The organism is Pseudocitrobacter sp. CD920760 (assembly GCF_057782505.1).
In genome coordinates, this window is sequence record NZ_CM173490.1 from 3,234,758 (window position 1) to 3,250,365 (window position 15,608).

15 protein-coding genes, 3 tRNA genes and 1 pseudogene are annotated in these 15,608 nt (G+C 52.7%); 5 read left to right on the top strand and 14 right to left on the bottom strand.

The features are described 5' to 3' along the window. Positions 1–31 precede the first annotated feature (31 nt). A pseudogene (locus tag AC1MKH_RS15180) lies at positions 32–1,164 on the top strand (IS3 family transposase). 152 nt (positions 1,165–1,316) lie between these two features. Here the strand turns inward: AC1MKH_RS15180 and AC1MKH_RS15185 are convergent. The 6 genes from AC1MKH_RS15185 to uvrY form a co-directional block, all read right to left on the bottom strand. Further along, a tRNA-Leu gene (locus AC1MKH_RS15185) sits at positions 1,317–1,403 on the bottom strand. 11 nt (positions 1,404–1,414) lie between these two features. Next, a tRNA-Cys gene (locus AC1MKH_RS15190) sits at positions 1,415–1,488 on the bottom strand. Positions 1,489–1,526: 38 nt separating this feature from the next. Next, positions 1,527–1,602, bottom strand: a tRNA-Gly gene (locus AC1MKH_RS15195). A 151-nt stretch (positions 1,603–1,753) separates the two neighbouring features. Then, entirely contained in the window at positions 1,754–2,302 is a 549-nt protein-coding gene (gene pgsA, locus AC1MKH_RS15200; protein ID WP_015963969.1) for a CDP-diacylglycerol--glycerol-3-phosphate 3-phosphatidyltransferase, read from the bottom strand. Between the two features lie 54 nt (positions 2,303–2,356). Beyond that, entirely contained in the window at positions 2,357–4,189 is a 1,833-nt protein-coding gene (uvrC, locus tag AC1MKH_RS15205; RefSeq protein ID WP_276220365.1) for an excinuclease ABC subunit UvrC, read from the bottom strand. Next, positions 4,186–4,842, bottom strand: a complete 657-nt coding sequence (uvrY, locus tag AC1MKH_RS15210) for a UvrY/SirA/GacA family response regulator transcription factor (protein ID WP_015963967.1) — start codon at positions 4,840–4,842, stop codon at positions 4,186–4,188. The genes uvrC and uvrY overlap by 4 nt, the downstream gene beginning before the upstream one ends. Before the next feature lie 453 nt (positions 4,843–5,295). On the opposite strand from uvrY, the gene AC1MKH_RS15215 reads away from it, so the two are divergent. Further along, complete coding sequence (locus AC1MKH_RS15215) at positions 5,296–5,520, top strand: DUF2594 family protein (protein ID WP_015963966.1); 225 nt, start codon at positions 5,296–5,298, stop codon at positions 5,518–5,520. A 67-nt stretch (positions 5,521–5,587) separates the two neighbouring features. On the opposite strand, the gene sdiA is transcribed toward AC1MKH_RS15215, so the two are convergent. From sdiA to AC1MKH_RS15255, 8 genes are all read right to left on the bottom strand, one after another. After that, positions 5,588–6,310: a quorum-sensing transcriptional regulator SdiA gene (sdiA, locus tag AC1MKH_RS15220; protein WP_276220366.1), complete on the bottom strand. Its 723-nt coding sequence runs from the start codon at positions 6,308–6,310 to the stop codon at positions 5,588–5,590. Positions 6,311–6,515: 205 nt separating this feature from the next. Next, positions 6,516–7,268: an L-cystine ABC transporter ATP-binding protein TcyN gene (tcyN, locus tag AC1MKH_RS15225; RefSeq protein WP_276220367.1), complete on the bottom strand. Its 753-nt coding sequence runs from the start codon at positions 7,266–7,268 to the stop codon at positions 6,516–6,518. Beyond that, positions 7,265–7,933 (bottom strand): cystine ABC transporter permease, encoded by a 669-nt coding sequence (gene tcyL / locus AC1MKH_RS15230; protein WP_108475248.1) that lies wholly within the window; start codon positions 7,931–7,933, stop codon positions 7,265–7,267. Before tcyL ends, tcyN begins: the two co-directional genes overlap by 4 nt. A gap of 15 nt (positions 7,934–7,948) precedes the next feature. Next, complete coding sequence (gene dcyD / locus AC1MKH_RS15235) at positions 7,949–8,935, bottom strand: D-cysteine desulfhydrase (RefSeq protein ID WP_253899020.1); 987 nt, start codon at positions 8,933–8,935, stop codon at positions 7,949–7,951. Between the two features lie 93 nt (positions 8,936–9,028). Continuing rightward, positions 9,029–9,829, bottom strand: a complete 801-nt coding sequence (gene tcyJ / locus AC1MKH_RS15240; protein ID WP_015963961.1) for a cystine ABC transporter substrate-binding protein — start codon at positions 9,827–9,829, stop codon at positions 9,029–9,031. A gap of 85 nt (positions 9,830–9,914) precedes the next feature. After that, positions 9,915–10,466, bottom strand: coding sequence for a flagella biosynthesis regulatory protein FliZ (gene fliZ / locus AC1MKH_RS15245; protein WP_276220529.1), 552 nt, complete (start codon positions 10,464–10,466; stop codon positions 9,915–9,917). A 32-nt stretch (positions 10,467–10,498) separates the two neighbouring features. Then, positions 10,499–11,221, bottom strand: a complete 723-nt coding sequence (locus AC1MKH_RS15250; RefSeq protein ID WP_231826961.1) for an RNA polymerase sigma factor FliA — start codon at positions 11,219–11,221, stop codon at positions 10,499–10,501. A gap of 162 nt (positions 11,222–11,383) precedes the next feature. Further along, complete coding sequence (locus AC1MKH_RS15255; protein ID WP_276220368.1) at positions 11,384–13,096, bottom strand: FliC/FljB family flagellin; 1,713 nt, start codon at positions 13,094–13,096, stop codon at positions 11,384–11,386. A gap of 247 nt (positions 13,097–13,343) precedes the next feature. On the opposite strand from AC1MKH_RS15255, the gene fliD reads away from it, so the two are divergent. The 3 genes from fliD to fliT are packed head-to-tail and all read left to right on the top strand — an operon-like array spanning position 13,344 to position 15,553. Continuing rightward, positions 13,344–14,753 carry a flagellar filament capping protein FliD gene (gene fliD, locus AC1MKH_RS15260; RefSeq protein ID WP_276220369.1) on the top strand — a complete coding sequence of 470 codons (1,410 nt, stop codon included), beginning with the start codon at positions 13,344–13,346 and terminating at the stop codon, positions 14,751–14,753. Positions 14,754–14,768: 15 nt separating this feature from the next. After that, entirely contained in the window at positions 14,769–15,179 is a 411-nt protein-coding gene (fliS, locus tag AC1MKH_RS15265) for a flagellar export chaperone FliS (protein WP_015963956.1), read from the top strand. Next, positions 15,179–15,553: a flagella biosynthesis regulatory protein FliT gene (gene fliT / locus AC1MKH_RS15270; protein ID WP_276220370.1), complete on the top strand. Its 375-nt coding sequence runs from the start codon at positions 15,179–15,181 to the stop codon at positions 15,551–15,553. Before fliS ends, fliT begins: the two co-directional genes overlap by 1 nt. Positions 15,554–15,608: the final 55 nt, after the last annotated feature.

Genomic DNA, 15,608 nt, shown 5'->3' on the forward strand with positions numbered 1-15,608 from the left:
CTGCCCTATAGTTTGAGCATAGGAGGAGCTTATGGGCGCACCACGAATTCCACCTGAATTTAAGGAAGAAGCCGATCGTCAAATAACGGAACGCGGTTATTCCGTTGCCAAAGTATCTGACCGTCTGGGTGTTTCTGCACACAGCCTCTACAAGTGGCTACGGGCTATCAAACCGATAACAGCGAAAAGCATGCACGGGATTTACTGGAAGCCAAAAGCGCGAGCCTGAAACTCCGGGCGCAGCTAAAACGCACCGAAGAAGAACGGGATATTCTGAAAAAGGCCGCGCGGTACTTTGCAAGCGAGCCCAACTGAAGTACCGCTTTATCAATGAATACCGCACTGTATGGGGTGTGATGACGATGTGTCGGGTACTGAATGTCGCCCGGGCCGGGTTCTATGTGTGTCTGCACAATCCTTCTCGGCACGTGATAAAGATAACCCGCGTCTGCTGATGCTTATCTGCGACTCATATTCACTGAGCGAAGGCGTATACGCTTACTGGCGGGTTCATGGCGATCTGAACGAAATCGGGGAAACCTGCGGTAAAAACCGGGTGGGCCGCATCATTCAATTGAACCGAATTAAAGCGGTACGCGGCTATAAAGCGCCACGTCATATCGCCGGCAGACGTTCAGTGGTTGCTCCTAATCGCGTGCAGCGGCAGTTTACCCTTCTCCGGGCAATCAGGTTTGGGTCATCGACATTACTTATACCCACACCTGGCAGGGATGGTTGTATCTGGCGGTGGTTATCGTTCTCTTCGCCCGTAACGTGGTTGGCTGGTCGATGAAACCCACTCTCTCACGCGAACTGGCACTGGATGTGCTGATGATGGCGGTCTGGCGTCGTAAACCTGACGGCGAAGTCATCGTGCACTCAGACCAGGGCAGCCAGTACGGCAGTGACGGCTGGCAGCGTTTCTGTAGGGCCAATAACCTGGCCCCGAGCATGAGCCGGCGTGGCAACTACTGGGATAATCCGGTGGCAGAATCGTTCTTCACTTCACTGAAAAAAGAACGCATCAGAAAACGTATATTTAAAACCCGGGATCTAGCCCGGGTGGATATCTTCGATTACATTAAAGTGTTCTATAATCGGTCCTGCCGCCACAGCCACCTCGGCAGCGTCAGTCCGGAGGACTTCGAACAGGCCTCGTCGTGAGAACAGGAAATGTCTACTGCCGTGGGGTCAGTCCACTCATTGCACTCCGCGAGCACAGGTAATGCACAGGGTGTGAATTTCAGGCACAAAAAAACCACCCGTAGGTGGTTTCACGACACTGCTTATTGCTTTGATTATTCTTTACTTTCCCATGGTACCCGGAGTGGGACTTGAACCCACACAGCGCGAACGCCGAGGGATTTTAAATCCCTTGTGTCTACCGATTCCACCATCCGGGCTCGGGAAAAAGTGGAGGCGCGTTCCGGAGTCGAACCGGACTAGACGGATTTGCAATCCGCTACATAACCGCTTTGCTAACGCGCCTTTAAAACTTAACACCCGCAACTGCCGATGCTTTAATTTGGAGCGGGAAACGAGACTCGAACTCGCGACCCCGACCTTGGCAAGGTCGTGCTCTACCAACTGAGCTATTCCCGCATCATCAAGTTGATTTGCTAACCACTTGATTTTGCTATCGTCTGGCAATCAGTGCTGCCGTTCGATGCGTTGCATTCTACTTATCTGACGCACTGAGTCAACGGTATTTTTCGCATCCTGGTGTTGTTTGCTGAAAATTACGCCGAAACGATCACTGTTCAAGCAAATCTGCACGCGCAGCGTTCAAATATTGCAGCATTGACCACAGCGTCAGCACCGCGGCAAACAGGAACAGCACGATACCGGCCCACTCAACCCACTCATTCGGACGCCACAGCAGCCACGCCAGGGCTGCCATTTGCGCGGTGGTTTTCACTTTGCCGATCCAGGAGACTGCCACGCTGCTGCGTTTACCCAGTTCTGCCATCCACTCACGGAGGGCGGAAATAATGATTTCACGGCCAATCATAATGGCAGCCGGCAGCGTCACCCACCACGTGTGGTAGTGTTCAACCACCAGCACCATGGCGATGGCCACCATCACTTTATCGGCAACCGGATCAAGGAATGCGCCAAAACGCGTGCTCTGATTCCAGCGACGCGCCAGGTAGCCATCAAACCAGTCGGTCACGGCGGCAATACAGAAGATAAGCGCGCAGGCGAACGGCGCCCAGACAAACGGGAGATAAAACGCCAACACAAAGAACGGGATAAGGATGACGCGGAACAGGGTAAGCAACGTAGGAATATTATATTGCATGCAAGGTAACTATCTGTTGTTAGTAAATATTAGCCCTATGTTGCTACAGAGCCCCTAATGTTTCAACGAGTAGAAGATCTTTTCTGCCAGGCCGTGTGAGATACCCGGAACTTTTGCTATCTCTTCTACGCTGGCATTCTGCAAGCCCTGTAGGCCGCCCATGTACTTGAGCAGCATCTGGCGACGCTTCGGCCCGACGCCTTCGATAGTCTCCAGCGTACTGGTGCTCTTTACTTTAGCGCGTTTTTTACGGTGCCCGGAAATCGCATGATCGTGTGATTCGTCACGAATATGCTGGATAACGTGCAGCGCAGGTGAATCTGGCGGTAAGCTGAAGCCCTCACCTTCCGGTTCGAAGAACAGCGTTTCGAGCCCTGCTTTACGGTCGCTGCCTTTCGCCACGCCGAGCAGTAAGGGATGGTTTTTATCCCACGTGACATCAAGTTCGGCAAAAACGGCTTTTGCCTGGCCCAGTTGCCCTTTCCCGCCGTCGATCAAAATGACATCCGGGATCTTACTCTCTTCTATAGCTTTGCCATAGCGACGTCGCAGCACCTGGTTCATCGCAGCATAGTCATCGCCCGGCGTGATGCCAGTGATGTTGTAGCGACGATACTCGGCGCGCAGCGGCCCGTTCTCATCAAACACCACGCAGGAGGCCACGGTCTGTTCCCCCATCGTATGGCTGATATCAAAACATTCCATACGCTTGATCTCGGGCAGCTCCAGCTGTGTCGCCAGCGCTTTCAGGCGCTGATGCACTGTGGACTGTTGCGAAAGTTTAGTCGTGAGCGCCGTCGCCGCGTTGGTACGAGCAAGTTTCAGGTATCGTGCGCGGTCGCCGCGCGGTTTGGTTTCAACGTGAATGCGTCGCCCGGCCAGCTCAGATAAGGAATCGGCCAGCAGTGTTTTATCACTGAGCGCAAAGTCGAGCAGGATTTCCCCCGGCAGAGTACGCATCTGGCTGCCCTGGAAGTAGAACTGACCGACGAAGGTTTCCACCACTTCGTCCAGCTCCGTACCGCCAGGCACTTTCGGGAAGTAACTGCGACTGCCCAGCACTTTACCCTGACGGATAAAGAGCACATAGACGCAGGCCATTCCCGCCTCAAACGAGACGCCGATAACGTCGAGGTCATCGCCGTTATTCGAGACAAACTGTTTCTCGGTCACGCGTCGCACGGCCTGAATCTGGTCGCGAATGCGCGCTGCCTCTTCAAACTCCAGCGCCTGGCTGGCTTTTTCCATCCGCGCGATAAGCATCGTCAACACCTGATCGTCTTTCCCGGCGAGGAACAGACGCACATAGTCGACCTGCTGCGCGTACTCCTCTTCGCTTACCAGCCCGGCCACACAGGGCCCGAGGCAGCGGCCAATCTGGTATTGCAGACAGGGACGCGAGCGGTTGCGGTAGACGCTATTTTCACACTGGCGGATCGGGAAGATTTTTTGCAACAGCGCCAGCGTTTCCCGCACAGCGTAACCGTTAGGGAACGGGCCAAAATATTCCCCTTTCGCATGCTTCGCGCCACGGTGCATCGCCAGCCGTGGGTGAGTATCACCGCTCAGGAAAATAAAGGGATAGGATTTATCATCACGCAGCAGCACGTTGTAACGCGGCTGATAGAGTTTGATGTAGTTGTGTTCCAGCAGCAGCGCTTCGGTTTCCGTGTGCGTCACGGTCACGTCGATCTGCGCAATTTGCGCCACCAGCGCTTCCGTTTTACGGGAAGAGACCTGGCGACGAAAATAGCTGGAGAGGCGTTTTTTAAGATCTTTGGCTTTACCGACGTAAATAACGGTGCCGCCGACATCGTACATGCGATAGACGCCGGGCTGGCTGGTGACCGTTTTCAGGAAGGCTTTCGAATCAAAAACTTCACTCACTGACTTGCTAACGACTCCGCATTACACAGACCATGGCGAATTGCCAGGTGAGTCAGCTCGACATCGCCATGAATGTTCAGTTTACTGAACATGCGATAGCGATAACTGTTCACCGTTTTGGGACTCAGATTCAACTGCTCTGAGATCTCATTTACTTTTTGGCCTTTGGTGATCATCAGCATAATCTGCAATTCGCGTTCAGACAAACTGGCGAATGGCGATTCTGTTTTTTCCGGCTCAATCTGACTCAGGGCCATCTGTTGCGCAATATCAGATGCGATATAGCGCTGGCCAGAGAATACAGAGCGGATTGCATTCACCACTTCTTGCGGTGCTGCCCCTTTGGTTAAATAGCCAGCCGCCCCTGCCTGCATAACCCTGGCGGGGAGCGGATTTTCGGTATGAACGGTTAACATAATCACTTTTGTGTCAACCGCAGAGCGCGCAATCTTACGCGTGGCCTCAAGGCCGCCGATGCCCGGCATGTTCATATCCATCAGTACAACATCAACGGGATTAGCGCGGCACCACTTAACAGCATCTTCGCCGCAGTTAACTTCACCGGTGACCCTAATACCCTTTATATCTTCGAGAATGCGTCGTATCCCTGCGCGCACCAGTTCGTGGTCATCAACAAGAAGGACGTTGATCAAAGGAATAATCTCCAGAATAGGGATAACGCTACTGCCTCTTAATTCACCCCCATAGTACCGGGTTTTATATCAATTTTGAAAGTCTAAAAGTGTCACAGCGTCGATTTTGATCTCGTTTTTGGAAATTAGAATGTACATCTGCTGGAAAGCTCTTAAAAACAGTGAGATGCAAAGTGCTCTTTTTACAACTTCCTACGCAATTTGTCCGTATATGGACAATTTTTCGCAGATGAGAAATACGCAATATAATATGTAACAATAATTAACGATGAGAGAACCAGATTTAAACATTTTGTGTGCATAATCACTGTTCTGGTCATTTTTAATTATCAGGAAAGGTGAAAGTAGCGGGTAAAAAACAAGCACTCCATTTTTTCTACTGGCTTGTGGTATACTTCGCGCCCTTCACTATCCAGTATCGCGCACCAGCGCAGAATTCATACGAGGCAATAAATGAGCACACCTGATTTTTCCACCGCGGAGAATAACCAACACCTGGCCCAGGAGGTATCCTGTCTGAAAGCCATGCTGACTCTGATGCTACAGGCCATGGGTCAGGCAGATGCAGGCCGCGTGATTCTCAAAATGGAAAAGCAAATTGCACTGCTGGAAGATGAAGCCCAGTCTGCTGTATTTTCCAGCACCGTTAAGCAAATTAAACAAGCTTACCGCCAGTAATAAAAAACCGGCTGTAAGCAATGCCTACAGCCGGTTTCCAGTCTGACACGCAGAACCTTAAGCAGAGTCAGATAAGACCAATCGCCACCGCATAACAGGCAATCTGCGTTTTATTGGGCGCATCAAATTTCTTCTGCATATTCTTTTGGTGGAAGTTCACCGTATTCTCGGAAATTGACAGAATCATCGAAATCTCCGCCGATGTTTTACCTTCTGCCGTCCATTGTAGTATTTCCAGTTCACGTTTACTGAACTTCATCTCCCTCGGCATGACCATTTCATCTTCTACGCGTAATAGCGCAAGGGAACTCATCTCTAATAACATTTGCAGGCGAAGTTCTATTTCATCGCTATGCGGACCCGCTTCTGTAGCGTGAGTTCGTGATACCGAAAAGAAACTATGAGCATGATTAGGAAGCATCAGGCATTGTGTCGCGCCGGTGCGCAGACCATGGTCCCGTGCGGCATCCCACAGCTCCTGGGCTTCACAGAATAACGCATCATCCCAGCGTAAATGTCCAAGACGGAAATTACCTTGCTTCAGTACCGGATCGACTGCCAGATAATTCGCCGCTTTGTAATGCGACATCCAGGCGTCAGGATAAGTGGTATAAAGTGAAATTTTAGGTCGCGTGAATGGCACCGGATGGCGCACGCACAGCGAGAAGAAGTCATATTCAAGGAGTTCGGTTTGCTGCTGCAGAAGCGTATAAATTTGATCGCTGGTCGATGCGGATTGAAAACGGTGCAGCATCTCCCGCCGCCAACTGAAAAAGTCACTGTCCCTCATAACGAACGAGAAAGCCTCTTATTGAGAATTATTTTTATCAGTACAGAAAACTAACACATAAACAGTGCTTATATGTATAAAATATTACATTCTCGCAAAATTAACTTAATTTTCGACTGCCGGGCTGAGATATGTCAGGCAAGTCTGCGGGAGGGCAGGACAATTACCGTCCTGATTTAGGTTAAGGACGGTAATTGATTACGGCTTATTGCATGAGGAATTTTTCGAGGAACTGACGGGTACGCGCCTGCTGTGGATTAGCAAACAGCGCTTTCGCCTCGCCCTGCTCCACAATGCGTCCCTGATCCATAAAAATGGCGCGGTCGGCGACATCGCGAGCAAAACTCATCTCGTGCGTCACAATAACCATGGTGCGTTTCTCCTGAGCCAACTGGCGAATGGTGTTCAGCACCTCGCCGACCAGTTCGGGATCCAGCGCAGACGTCGGCTCATCAAACAGAATCACATCCGGGCGCATTGCCAACGCACGGGCGATAGCCACACGCTGCTGCTGACCGCCGGACAAGCGGCGCGGATAGCTCCCCTCTTTCCCGGTCAGTCCCACTTTCGCCAGCAATTCACGCGCGCGCGCGCTGGCTTCAGCCTTATTTTCACCTTTAACAATCACCGGACCTTCAATGATATTTTCCAGTACCGTCCGATGGGGAAACAAATTGAAGCTCTGGAAGACAAATCCCACATGCTGACGCAGACGGCGAATTAACCCCTTCTGCTGGCTGATGGATTTTGCCGTGTCGATGGTAATATCACCCACCCGAATGGTGCCGCCCTCCGGCTGCTCCAGCAAATTAATGCTGCGCAGAAGCGTGGTTTTCCCCGAGCCGCTCGGCCCGATAATCGCCACCACTTCCCCTTCGTTCACCTGCAAATCGATGCCATGCAGCACCGTCTGGCCATGGAACTTTTTCACCAGTTTTTTTACGTCGATGGCACTCATTTTGGATCACGCTCCTGGCGGTTAAGCTGATTTTCAAAGTAGTTTTGCAGCGAGGAGAGTACCGTCGCCATCACCCAGTAGATCAACGATGCCGCGAGATACATGGTGAACACTTCCAGCGTACGCGACGTGATCAGCTGTGCCTGACGGAACAGCTCCGGCACCTGAATCGTTGCCGCAAGAGACGTATCTTTTACCAGGCTAATAAAACTGTTCGACAGCGGCGGCAGCGCAACGCGCGCAGCCTGAGGCAGAATCGCCCGACGCAGCGTTTGCCACGGCGTCATCCCGATACTGGCGGCCGCTTCCCACTGGCCTTTATCGATTGAAGAGATCGCCGCGCGCAGCGTTTCAGACGTATACGCCGCCGTGTTCAGCGACAGACCAATCATCGCCGACGGGATAGGATCTAATTCGATACCAAACTGCGGCAGGCCGTAGTAAATCATAAACAGCTGCGCGATAAGCGGCGTTCCACGAAAAATGGAGATGTAGAATCGCGCCAGCCAGCGCACCGGCCAGACTTGCGACATGCGCATCAGCGCCAGCAGGAACCCCAGCACCAAACCAAAAAACATGCCGCCAATACTCAATTGCAGCGTGAACACCGCGCCTTTGAGCAGATAGGGCAGCGAATCAACAACCAGTTGTATACTCTCTTGCATAAGTCTTTTTCTACGTTAGATATGCGGATGATAGGCGAAGAGCGCAGGCGCGCCGCCCGTATGAACAAACAGAATTGGCCCTTCATCCTTAAAGCGTTTCTGCGTAATACCGTCGATAAGCCCGGCCATCGCTTTACCGGTATAAACCGGGTCCAGCAGAATACCTTCGAGGCGAGAAAGCAGTTTCACCGCTTCCATGCCGGCTTCATTCGGCATGCCGTAAGCCGGGGCAAAATAGTCATCCCACAGCAGAATATCGGCACTGGCGCTCACTTCAAGGCTTTCGGCAACGGCCTGTTGCAGGGTCACCACTTTCGGTTTTTGGTCCGCGACGCTGCGCGAAACGGTTACACCAATCAGTTCCGCATCCGGCATCACCTGCTCAAGGCCCACCGCCAGCCCGGCGTGGGTGCCTGCGCTACCTGACGCCACCACCACGGAAGAAATCGCCACCGCACCTTCACACTGCTGAGCGATCTCCAGCGCGCTTTCTACATAGCCCAGCGCACCCAGCGCATTAGAGCCGCCTACCGGAATGACGTAGGGACGAAACCCCTGCGCTTCGATGCGCGTCGCCAGTTCAGCCAGCTGCGCGTTCGGATCGGTCAGCGCGTCGCACATTTCCACCTGGGTATTGAACAGATCCAGCAGCAGGCGGTTACCGTTGGTAAGATAGTTTTCCGCCGTGGTGCCAATCGGGTTTTCCAGCAGCGCCACACAGTGCAGGCCGAGTTTCGCCGCCACGGCAGCCGTCTGGCGCACGTGGTTCGACTGAATGGCCCCGGCGGTAATCAGCGTATCCGCACCTTCACGCAGCGCATCCGCCGCCAGAAATTCCAGCTTACGCAGTTTATTACCGCCCATCGCAAGCGGCGTGACGTCATCGCGTTTGATAAAAATGTCGCGTCCTACGTAATCGGAAAAACGCGGCAGATATTCCAGCGGCGTCGGCGCGCCAATAAATTCGAGGCGCGGGAAGCGCGTTAAGTTTTGCAGAGACATGAAACCTCCTGACTAAATTCTCTTGATTATGCACCCAGTTGCCGCGGAAATAAAAAAAGGCGCTCTGTTAGCGCCTTTTTTAAGCAACTTCGATTATTTCGTCACGTCAGCGCCGAACCATTTTTCGGACAGCGCCTTCATGGTGCCGTCTTTCTGCATGGCATCGATCGCGCCATCAATCGCTTTCAGCAGGTCTTCATTGCCTTTGCGCAGCGCCACGCCAGATTCCTGGTGAGAGAACGCTTCACCGGTTACGGCCAGCGTGTCATTGGTTTTCTTCACCATATCCAGCGCCGCCAGGCGATCAACCAGAATGGCGTCAACACGGCCTACGCGCAGATCCTGGAATTTCGTCGGGTCATCATCATAGGTGCGAACATCAACGCCCTGCACATTCTGACGCAGCCACTCTTCGTAGTTGGTACCCAGACCCACGCCGACTTTTTTACCTTTCAGGTCAGCCGGGGTTTTAATGGAACCTTCATTGCCTTTTTTCACCAGCGCCTGAATACCGGAGATGGTATACGGAGTAGAGAAATCATATTTTTTCTGACGTTCAGGTGAAATGGTCACCTGGTTAATCGCCACATCAATGCGTTTAGAATCCAGCGACGCCAGCATCCCGTCCCATTTGGTCGGTTTGAGGTCCGCTTTTACGCCCAAATGTTTCGCCAGGTCGTTGGCAAAATCGACTTCAAAACCGGTCAGTTTGCCATCGTCGCCCTGGAAGCTGAACGGCGGATAGGTGCCTTCCAGACCAACGCGCAGCGTGCCGCGCTCTTTCACCTGGTTAAGCAGATTTTCCGCTGCAAACGTGTTCGCGCTGACGCCTGCCATCAGAGCCACTGCCATCACGCCCATCAGTGCCTGACGACCGAAAAGTGCTAATTTCATTATACCCCCGAAAAGATTGCTTTTTTTGTAGTGTAGGCCGTTTGTGAAAACAGACAAACACCAGACAGTTATAAGCTATTCCGTTTTAATATATATCAGAGGTCGCGGGATACGCGAGGTTCTGACCCGGCGCCATGCCAGCCCGATTAACAAATTGCGTATATTTTCGTAGCGCAATACGATAATTATTGGTGCTGGTCACCGGCAGCCAGGGAATTAATATCTCATCCGGCGCGCCATTCTGCAGCAGGTTTCGGGGAATATTATTTTTAACCAGATGCTCGCCCAGACGCCGTAAGCGCACGACATACTCGCGCACCGTGCCAGGGCTCATTTCGGTCTGTTCAAAGAGAAACTGCTTAAAGCCGATGATATCGAAGAAATCACTCTGCTCTTTGCAGTGCAGGTCGCCGCAGAAACGGCATAGCGCGGCCCACTCGCCACGCTGCTGCAACCATGTTTCCTCGTCCACCAGCATATCCAGACGGGCGATGGCGAGTTTGTTAACGATTTCGCCAAGGCGAACGAGCGTCACCCGATCGAGCGCTTTATGGCAGTGAGTACAATGTGTTTGGCTGTGTTTAAAGTCTTTAAGGTAGCGGCTTAGTGGCCGTCTTTTTAATTGCTGCATAGTGATGAAAACTCCACGTAGTCATTTCTTATGCGGCATTACTCCAGCTTACCCAGCTTAGTGCGCAGGCGTTTGATTGCCTGGCTATGCAACTGACTGACTCGCGACTCCCCTACTTCCAGTACCGCGCCAATCTCTTTCAGATTTAGCTCTTCCTGATAATAGAGCGTCAGCACCAATTTTTCCCGCTCAGGAAGGGCTTCGATGGCCTCCATCACGCGCTGGCGGAGATTCCCCTCCAGCAATTGGTGTAGCGGGTTTTCCTGCTGATTTGCCTCCGTCACCATCTCGACGCTATCGCCATGCTCTTCCCGCCACTCATCGTAGGAGAACAGCTGGCTATTATTGGTATCGAGCAGCATCTGACGGTACTCTTCAACGGGAATACCCAACCGATGCGCAACTTCTGTTTCGGTCGCGTTACGGCCCAGTTCCTGTTCCAGTTGCCCCATCGCCTGCGCAACTTCACGCGCGTTACGCCGAACGCTACGCGGTGCCCAGTCCCGGCTGCGTAGTTCGTCCAGCATCGCCCCACGGATGCGTTGCACTGCGTAAGTGGTAAATGCCGTGCCCTGCAGAGCGTCGTAGCGTTCAACGGCATTCAATAACCCTATGCCGCCCGCCTGGAGCAAATCGTCAAGTTCCACACTCGCCGGCAATCGCACCTGAAGGCGCAGTGCCTCATGGCGCACCAGAGGTACGTAACGTTGCCATAGCGAGTGTTTATCCATTACACCATCAGCGGTATAGAGTGAATTCACGATAAACAGCCCTGCATTAATTAAGTTATCGGCATAATTATCCGTTTCTGCATAATTTTTAATTGAGGGAATAGTGGGTGAAATGAGGGGTTATTTGCGCAGTCGGGGGAGCGGAAACGTGAAAAACCCCGCCGGAGCGGGGTTTGCGAGGTGTTCAGGCGATTAGCCCTGCAGCAGAGACAGAACCTGCTGTGGTACCTGGTTGGCTTTCGCCAGCACGGAGTTACCGGCCTGCTGAATGATCTGCGCTTTCGACATGTTGGACACTTCGGTCGCATAGTCGGCGTCCTGAATACGGGACTGCGCTTCTGACAGGTTGGTGGTGGTGTTGTTCAGGTTGGTAACCGCGGAATCCAGACGGTTTTGAACGGCACCGAGGGAGGAGCGGAATTTGTCTACAGATGCGATAGCATCGTCCAGCGCTTTCAGCGGATCCGTGGTCGCTTCAGATTTACCTGTAGCTTCAGTGGTCAGAGAACCGTCAGCCGCTTTGTACAGAGCCGCGCCGTCATCATCCAGAATATTGCCGTTAGCAAATTCGTGATAAGTTTCTGTGACAGTCTTGTTGGTCGCAGTCGTCAGTTCACCATCAGAATCAACATTTACGGGAGCGCCACCTGTAGTAGCGGTTACTGCACCACCAGCGGCAACGTCATAAGACTTTGCGCCATTAGCTACGGTATAAGCCTGCCCGGTTAACGCAGTGTCCATATCTTCGGCGGATACCGTCGCGCCCTTAATATCCACATTGTTGCTAGCCTGGGTGAAATCAACGGTCATGCCGCTTCCGAAGGTAATCTTCGCATCAACTGCTGCTTTACCATTCGCACCGTTGAAAATACCGTCCAACGTTGCCGCATCTGGGCCGCCGGCTTGGTTTTTAGTCAGATTGCCGTCAGAACCAATATATAAAGCATCGCCATTGACGTCAGTCAGGGTGCCATCGCTGGCAATTTTAACGTCCTGAGCGCTTCCGCCGATGGAGATCTGAGCCGTGTTATCACCGTTTGCTGCATATGCTTTCAGCACATCAGCAACTTTAGTGGTGGCCCCAGTACCATCGCCATTGGTAAGTGCGGTTGCGTCAAATGAATAAGACTTGCTGGTTGCGTTGTAGGTATATGCAGTAGAAGCCGCTACGCCTAAGCCATTGTTTGTACCGGTATAACCGCTAATAGTGCTGCCGCCGCTAACGCTAGCCAGCACGTCGGTAGCTGTTGCTGCATTAAAGGTAGTAACAGTAGATTTAGTCCAGGTGCTGTTGCCACTGACGACTGCACCTTGGGAGAAGCCCGCAGCAGTCAGATCTGCTTCAGTGGCTTTCGCATTATCAACAGCGCCTTTACCGTTAACATTGAAGCTGGTCAGCTTCAATGTAGAAGAGTCGATTTTTTTCAGATCGATGGTGATGGTTTCACCATCATTTGCGCCAACCTGAATTTTCATTGAACCGTCTTTGGACAGCACGTTCACGCCGTTGAACTGGGTCTGCCCAGATACGCGGTCAATTTCATCCAGACGAGATTTAATTTCGTCCTGAATGGAGTTCAGGTCAGAATCAGAGTTAGTGCCGGTAGACGCCTGAACGGTCAGTTCACGGATACGCTGCAAGTTGTTGTTAATCTCAGACAGCGCGCCTTCAGTGGTCTGCGCCAGAGAAATACCGTCGTTGGCGTTACGTGCAGCCTGAGTCAGTCCTTTGATATTAGCGGTGAAACGGTTAGCAATGGCCTGGCCCGCTGCATCATCCTTTGCGCTGTTAATACGCAGACCGGAAGACAGACGCTCGATAGACGTCGACAGAGCAGACTGGTTTTTGTTGATGTTGTTCTGAGTGATCAGCGAGAGGCTGTTGGTGTTAATGACTTGTGCCATGATTTCTTTTCCTGTTTTCAAGTCTACGGTTTAGGTATTGGGCTTCCACCCTTCGGCTTCGTCGCCGTCAAACCTGTTATCGTCTGGTCACTCACAACCTTTAGAATTATTTTCTAGCCGCCGAAATACTCTCCTCTCACCGTCCTATTCTCGCCATTAAATAAGCAAAATTAATCGTAAACTTTGTGCCAATCCCGCCGATAACCCCGGTATTCGTTCTACGTGTCACACGATTAAGGAATTCATAATGGCAAGTATTTCAACGCTGGGCGTCGGGTCGGGTTTGGATCTGAGCGGCATTCTGGACAGTCTTGAAGCGGCGCAAAAATCGACGCTGACGCCGATTTCAACGCAGCAGAGTTCATATACCGCGAAGCTAAGCGCCTACGGCACATTAAAAAGTGCGCTGGAAACCTTCCAGACCGCCAACACTGCGCTGAATAAAGCCGACCTGTTTACCGCCACCTCCACCACCAGCAGCAGCACCGCGTTCAGCGCCACCACCACCGGGAGCGCGATTGCCGGGAAATACACCATCAGCATTACTCAGCTGGCGCAGGCGCAAACGCTGACCACTAAAAACAGCCAGACCGACACCAAAACCGCCATTGCCAGCAGCGACAGCGTGCTGACTATCCAGCAGGGCGGCGGAAAAGATCCGGTGACCATTGATATCAGCGCGGCCAACTCCTCGCTGACAGGTATTCGCGACGCCATCAACAATGCAAAAGCAGGCGTCAGCGCCAGTATTATCAACGTCGGCAACGGACAGTATCGCCTGTCGGTGACCTCGAACGATACGGGCAGCGACAACGCGATGACCCTGAGTGTGAGCGGAGACAAGGATTTACAAAGCTTTATGGGCTACGACCCGAAAGCGTCCAGCAACGGCATGGAAGAGAGCGTCACCGCGCAGAACGCCAAACTGACGGTCAACAACGTTCCGATTGAAAACAGCAGCAACACCATCAGCGATGCGCTGGAAGATATCACCCTCAATCTGAATGATGTCACCACCGGCAACCAGACGCTGACCATTACCAAAGACACCTCGAAAGCGGAAAGCGCGATTAAAGCGTGGGTAGATGCCTATAACGCACTGCAGGACACCTTCAGCAGCCTGACCAAATACACCGCCGTTGATGCGGGCGCAGAGAGCCAGGATACCAGCAACGGCGCACTTCTCGGCGATTCCACGCTGCGCACGATCCAGACGCAGCTGAAAACCCTCCTGGGTAATACTCACAGTAGTTCCGATTACAAAACGTTGTCGCAGATTGGCATTACCACCGACGCCAGCACCGGCAAGCTCGAACTGTCGACCGACAAACTGCAGGCGGCGCTGAAAAAAGATGCCTCCGGCGTCGGTGATATGTTTATCGGTGACGGCAAAAATACCGGCGTCACCACCACCATCGGCAACAACCTGACCAGTTGGCTCTCCACCACCGGGATTATCCAGGCGGCGAAAGATGGCGTCAGTAAAACCCTGAATAATCTGACGGATCAGTACAACGCCGCCAGCGATCGTATCGACACAATGATGGCGCGCTATAAAGCGCAGTTCACCCAACTGGACGTGCTGATGAACTCCCTGAACTCGACCAGCAGCTATCTGACGCAGCAGTTCGATACGTCCAGCAGCAACTCTAAATAATTAGCAGGAGACGACATGTACGGCGCAAAAGGCACGCAGGCCTACGCACAAATCGGAGTAGAGAGCGCAGTCATGAGCGCCAGCCAGTCGCAACTGGTGACCATGCTGTTTGATGGGGCGCTCAGCGCGCTGGTACGCGCTCGCCTGTTTATGCAGGACAATCAGTTGGAAGGAAAAGGTCTCTCGCTGTCGAAGGCCATCAACATTATCGAAAACGGCCTGAAAGTGGGGCTCGATGAGAACAGCCGTGATGAACTCACCCTGAATCTCGTTTCGCTGTACAGCTACATGGTACGACGCCTGTTGCAGGCTAATCTGCATAACGATGTCGCCGCCGTTGAGGAAGTGGAAGGCTTGCTGCGCAATATCGCAGATGCCTGGAAGGAGTCGTTACTTACGCCTAACTTGATTCAGGACGCCGTCTAATGAACCACGCACCGCACTTGTATATTGCCTGGCAACAGTTGGTTGAGAAAAGCAAAACGATGCTGCACCTTGCCACCGAAGGATTGTGGGATGAATTAATCGCCAGCGAGATGGAGTACGTGCGTGCGGTGCATCAGGTCGCGGAGCTCACCCAGCAGAATCCGCCGTCGGGCGCCATTCAGGACCAGCTCCGCCCGCTGCTGCGTGCCGTGCTGGATAACGAAGCCGAAGTGAAACGCCGCTTACAGCTGCGGATGGATGAACTGGCCACGCTCGTTGGGCAGTCCTCCATACAAAAATCGGTACTGACCGCGTATGGTAAACAAGGGGGACATGTACTGGTGCCGCAAAGCAGTAACGACACCAGCCATTAACCTTCGCGGCGTGAGATTGCGCAAATCTCGCGCCGTGCGCATTTCCCACTTATAG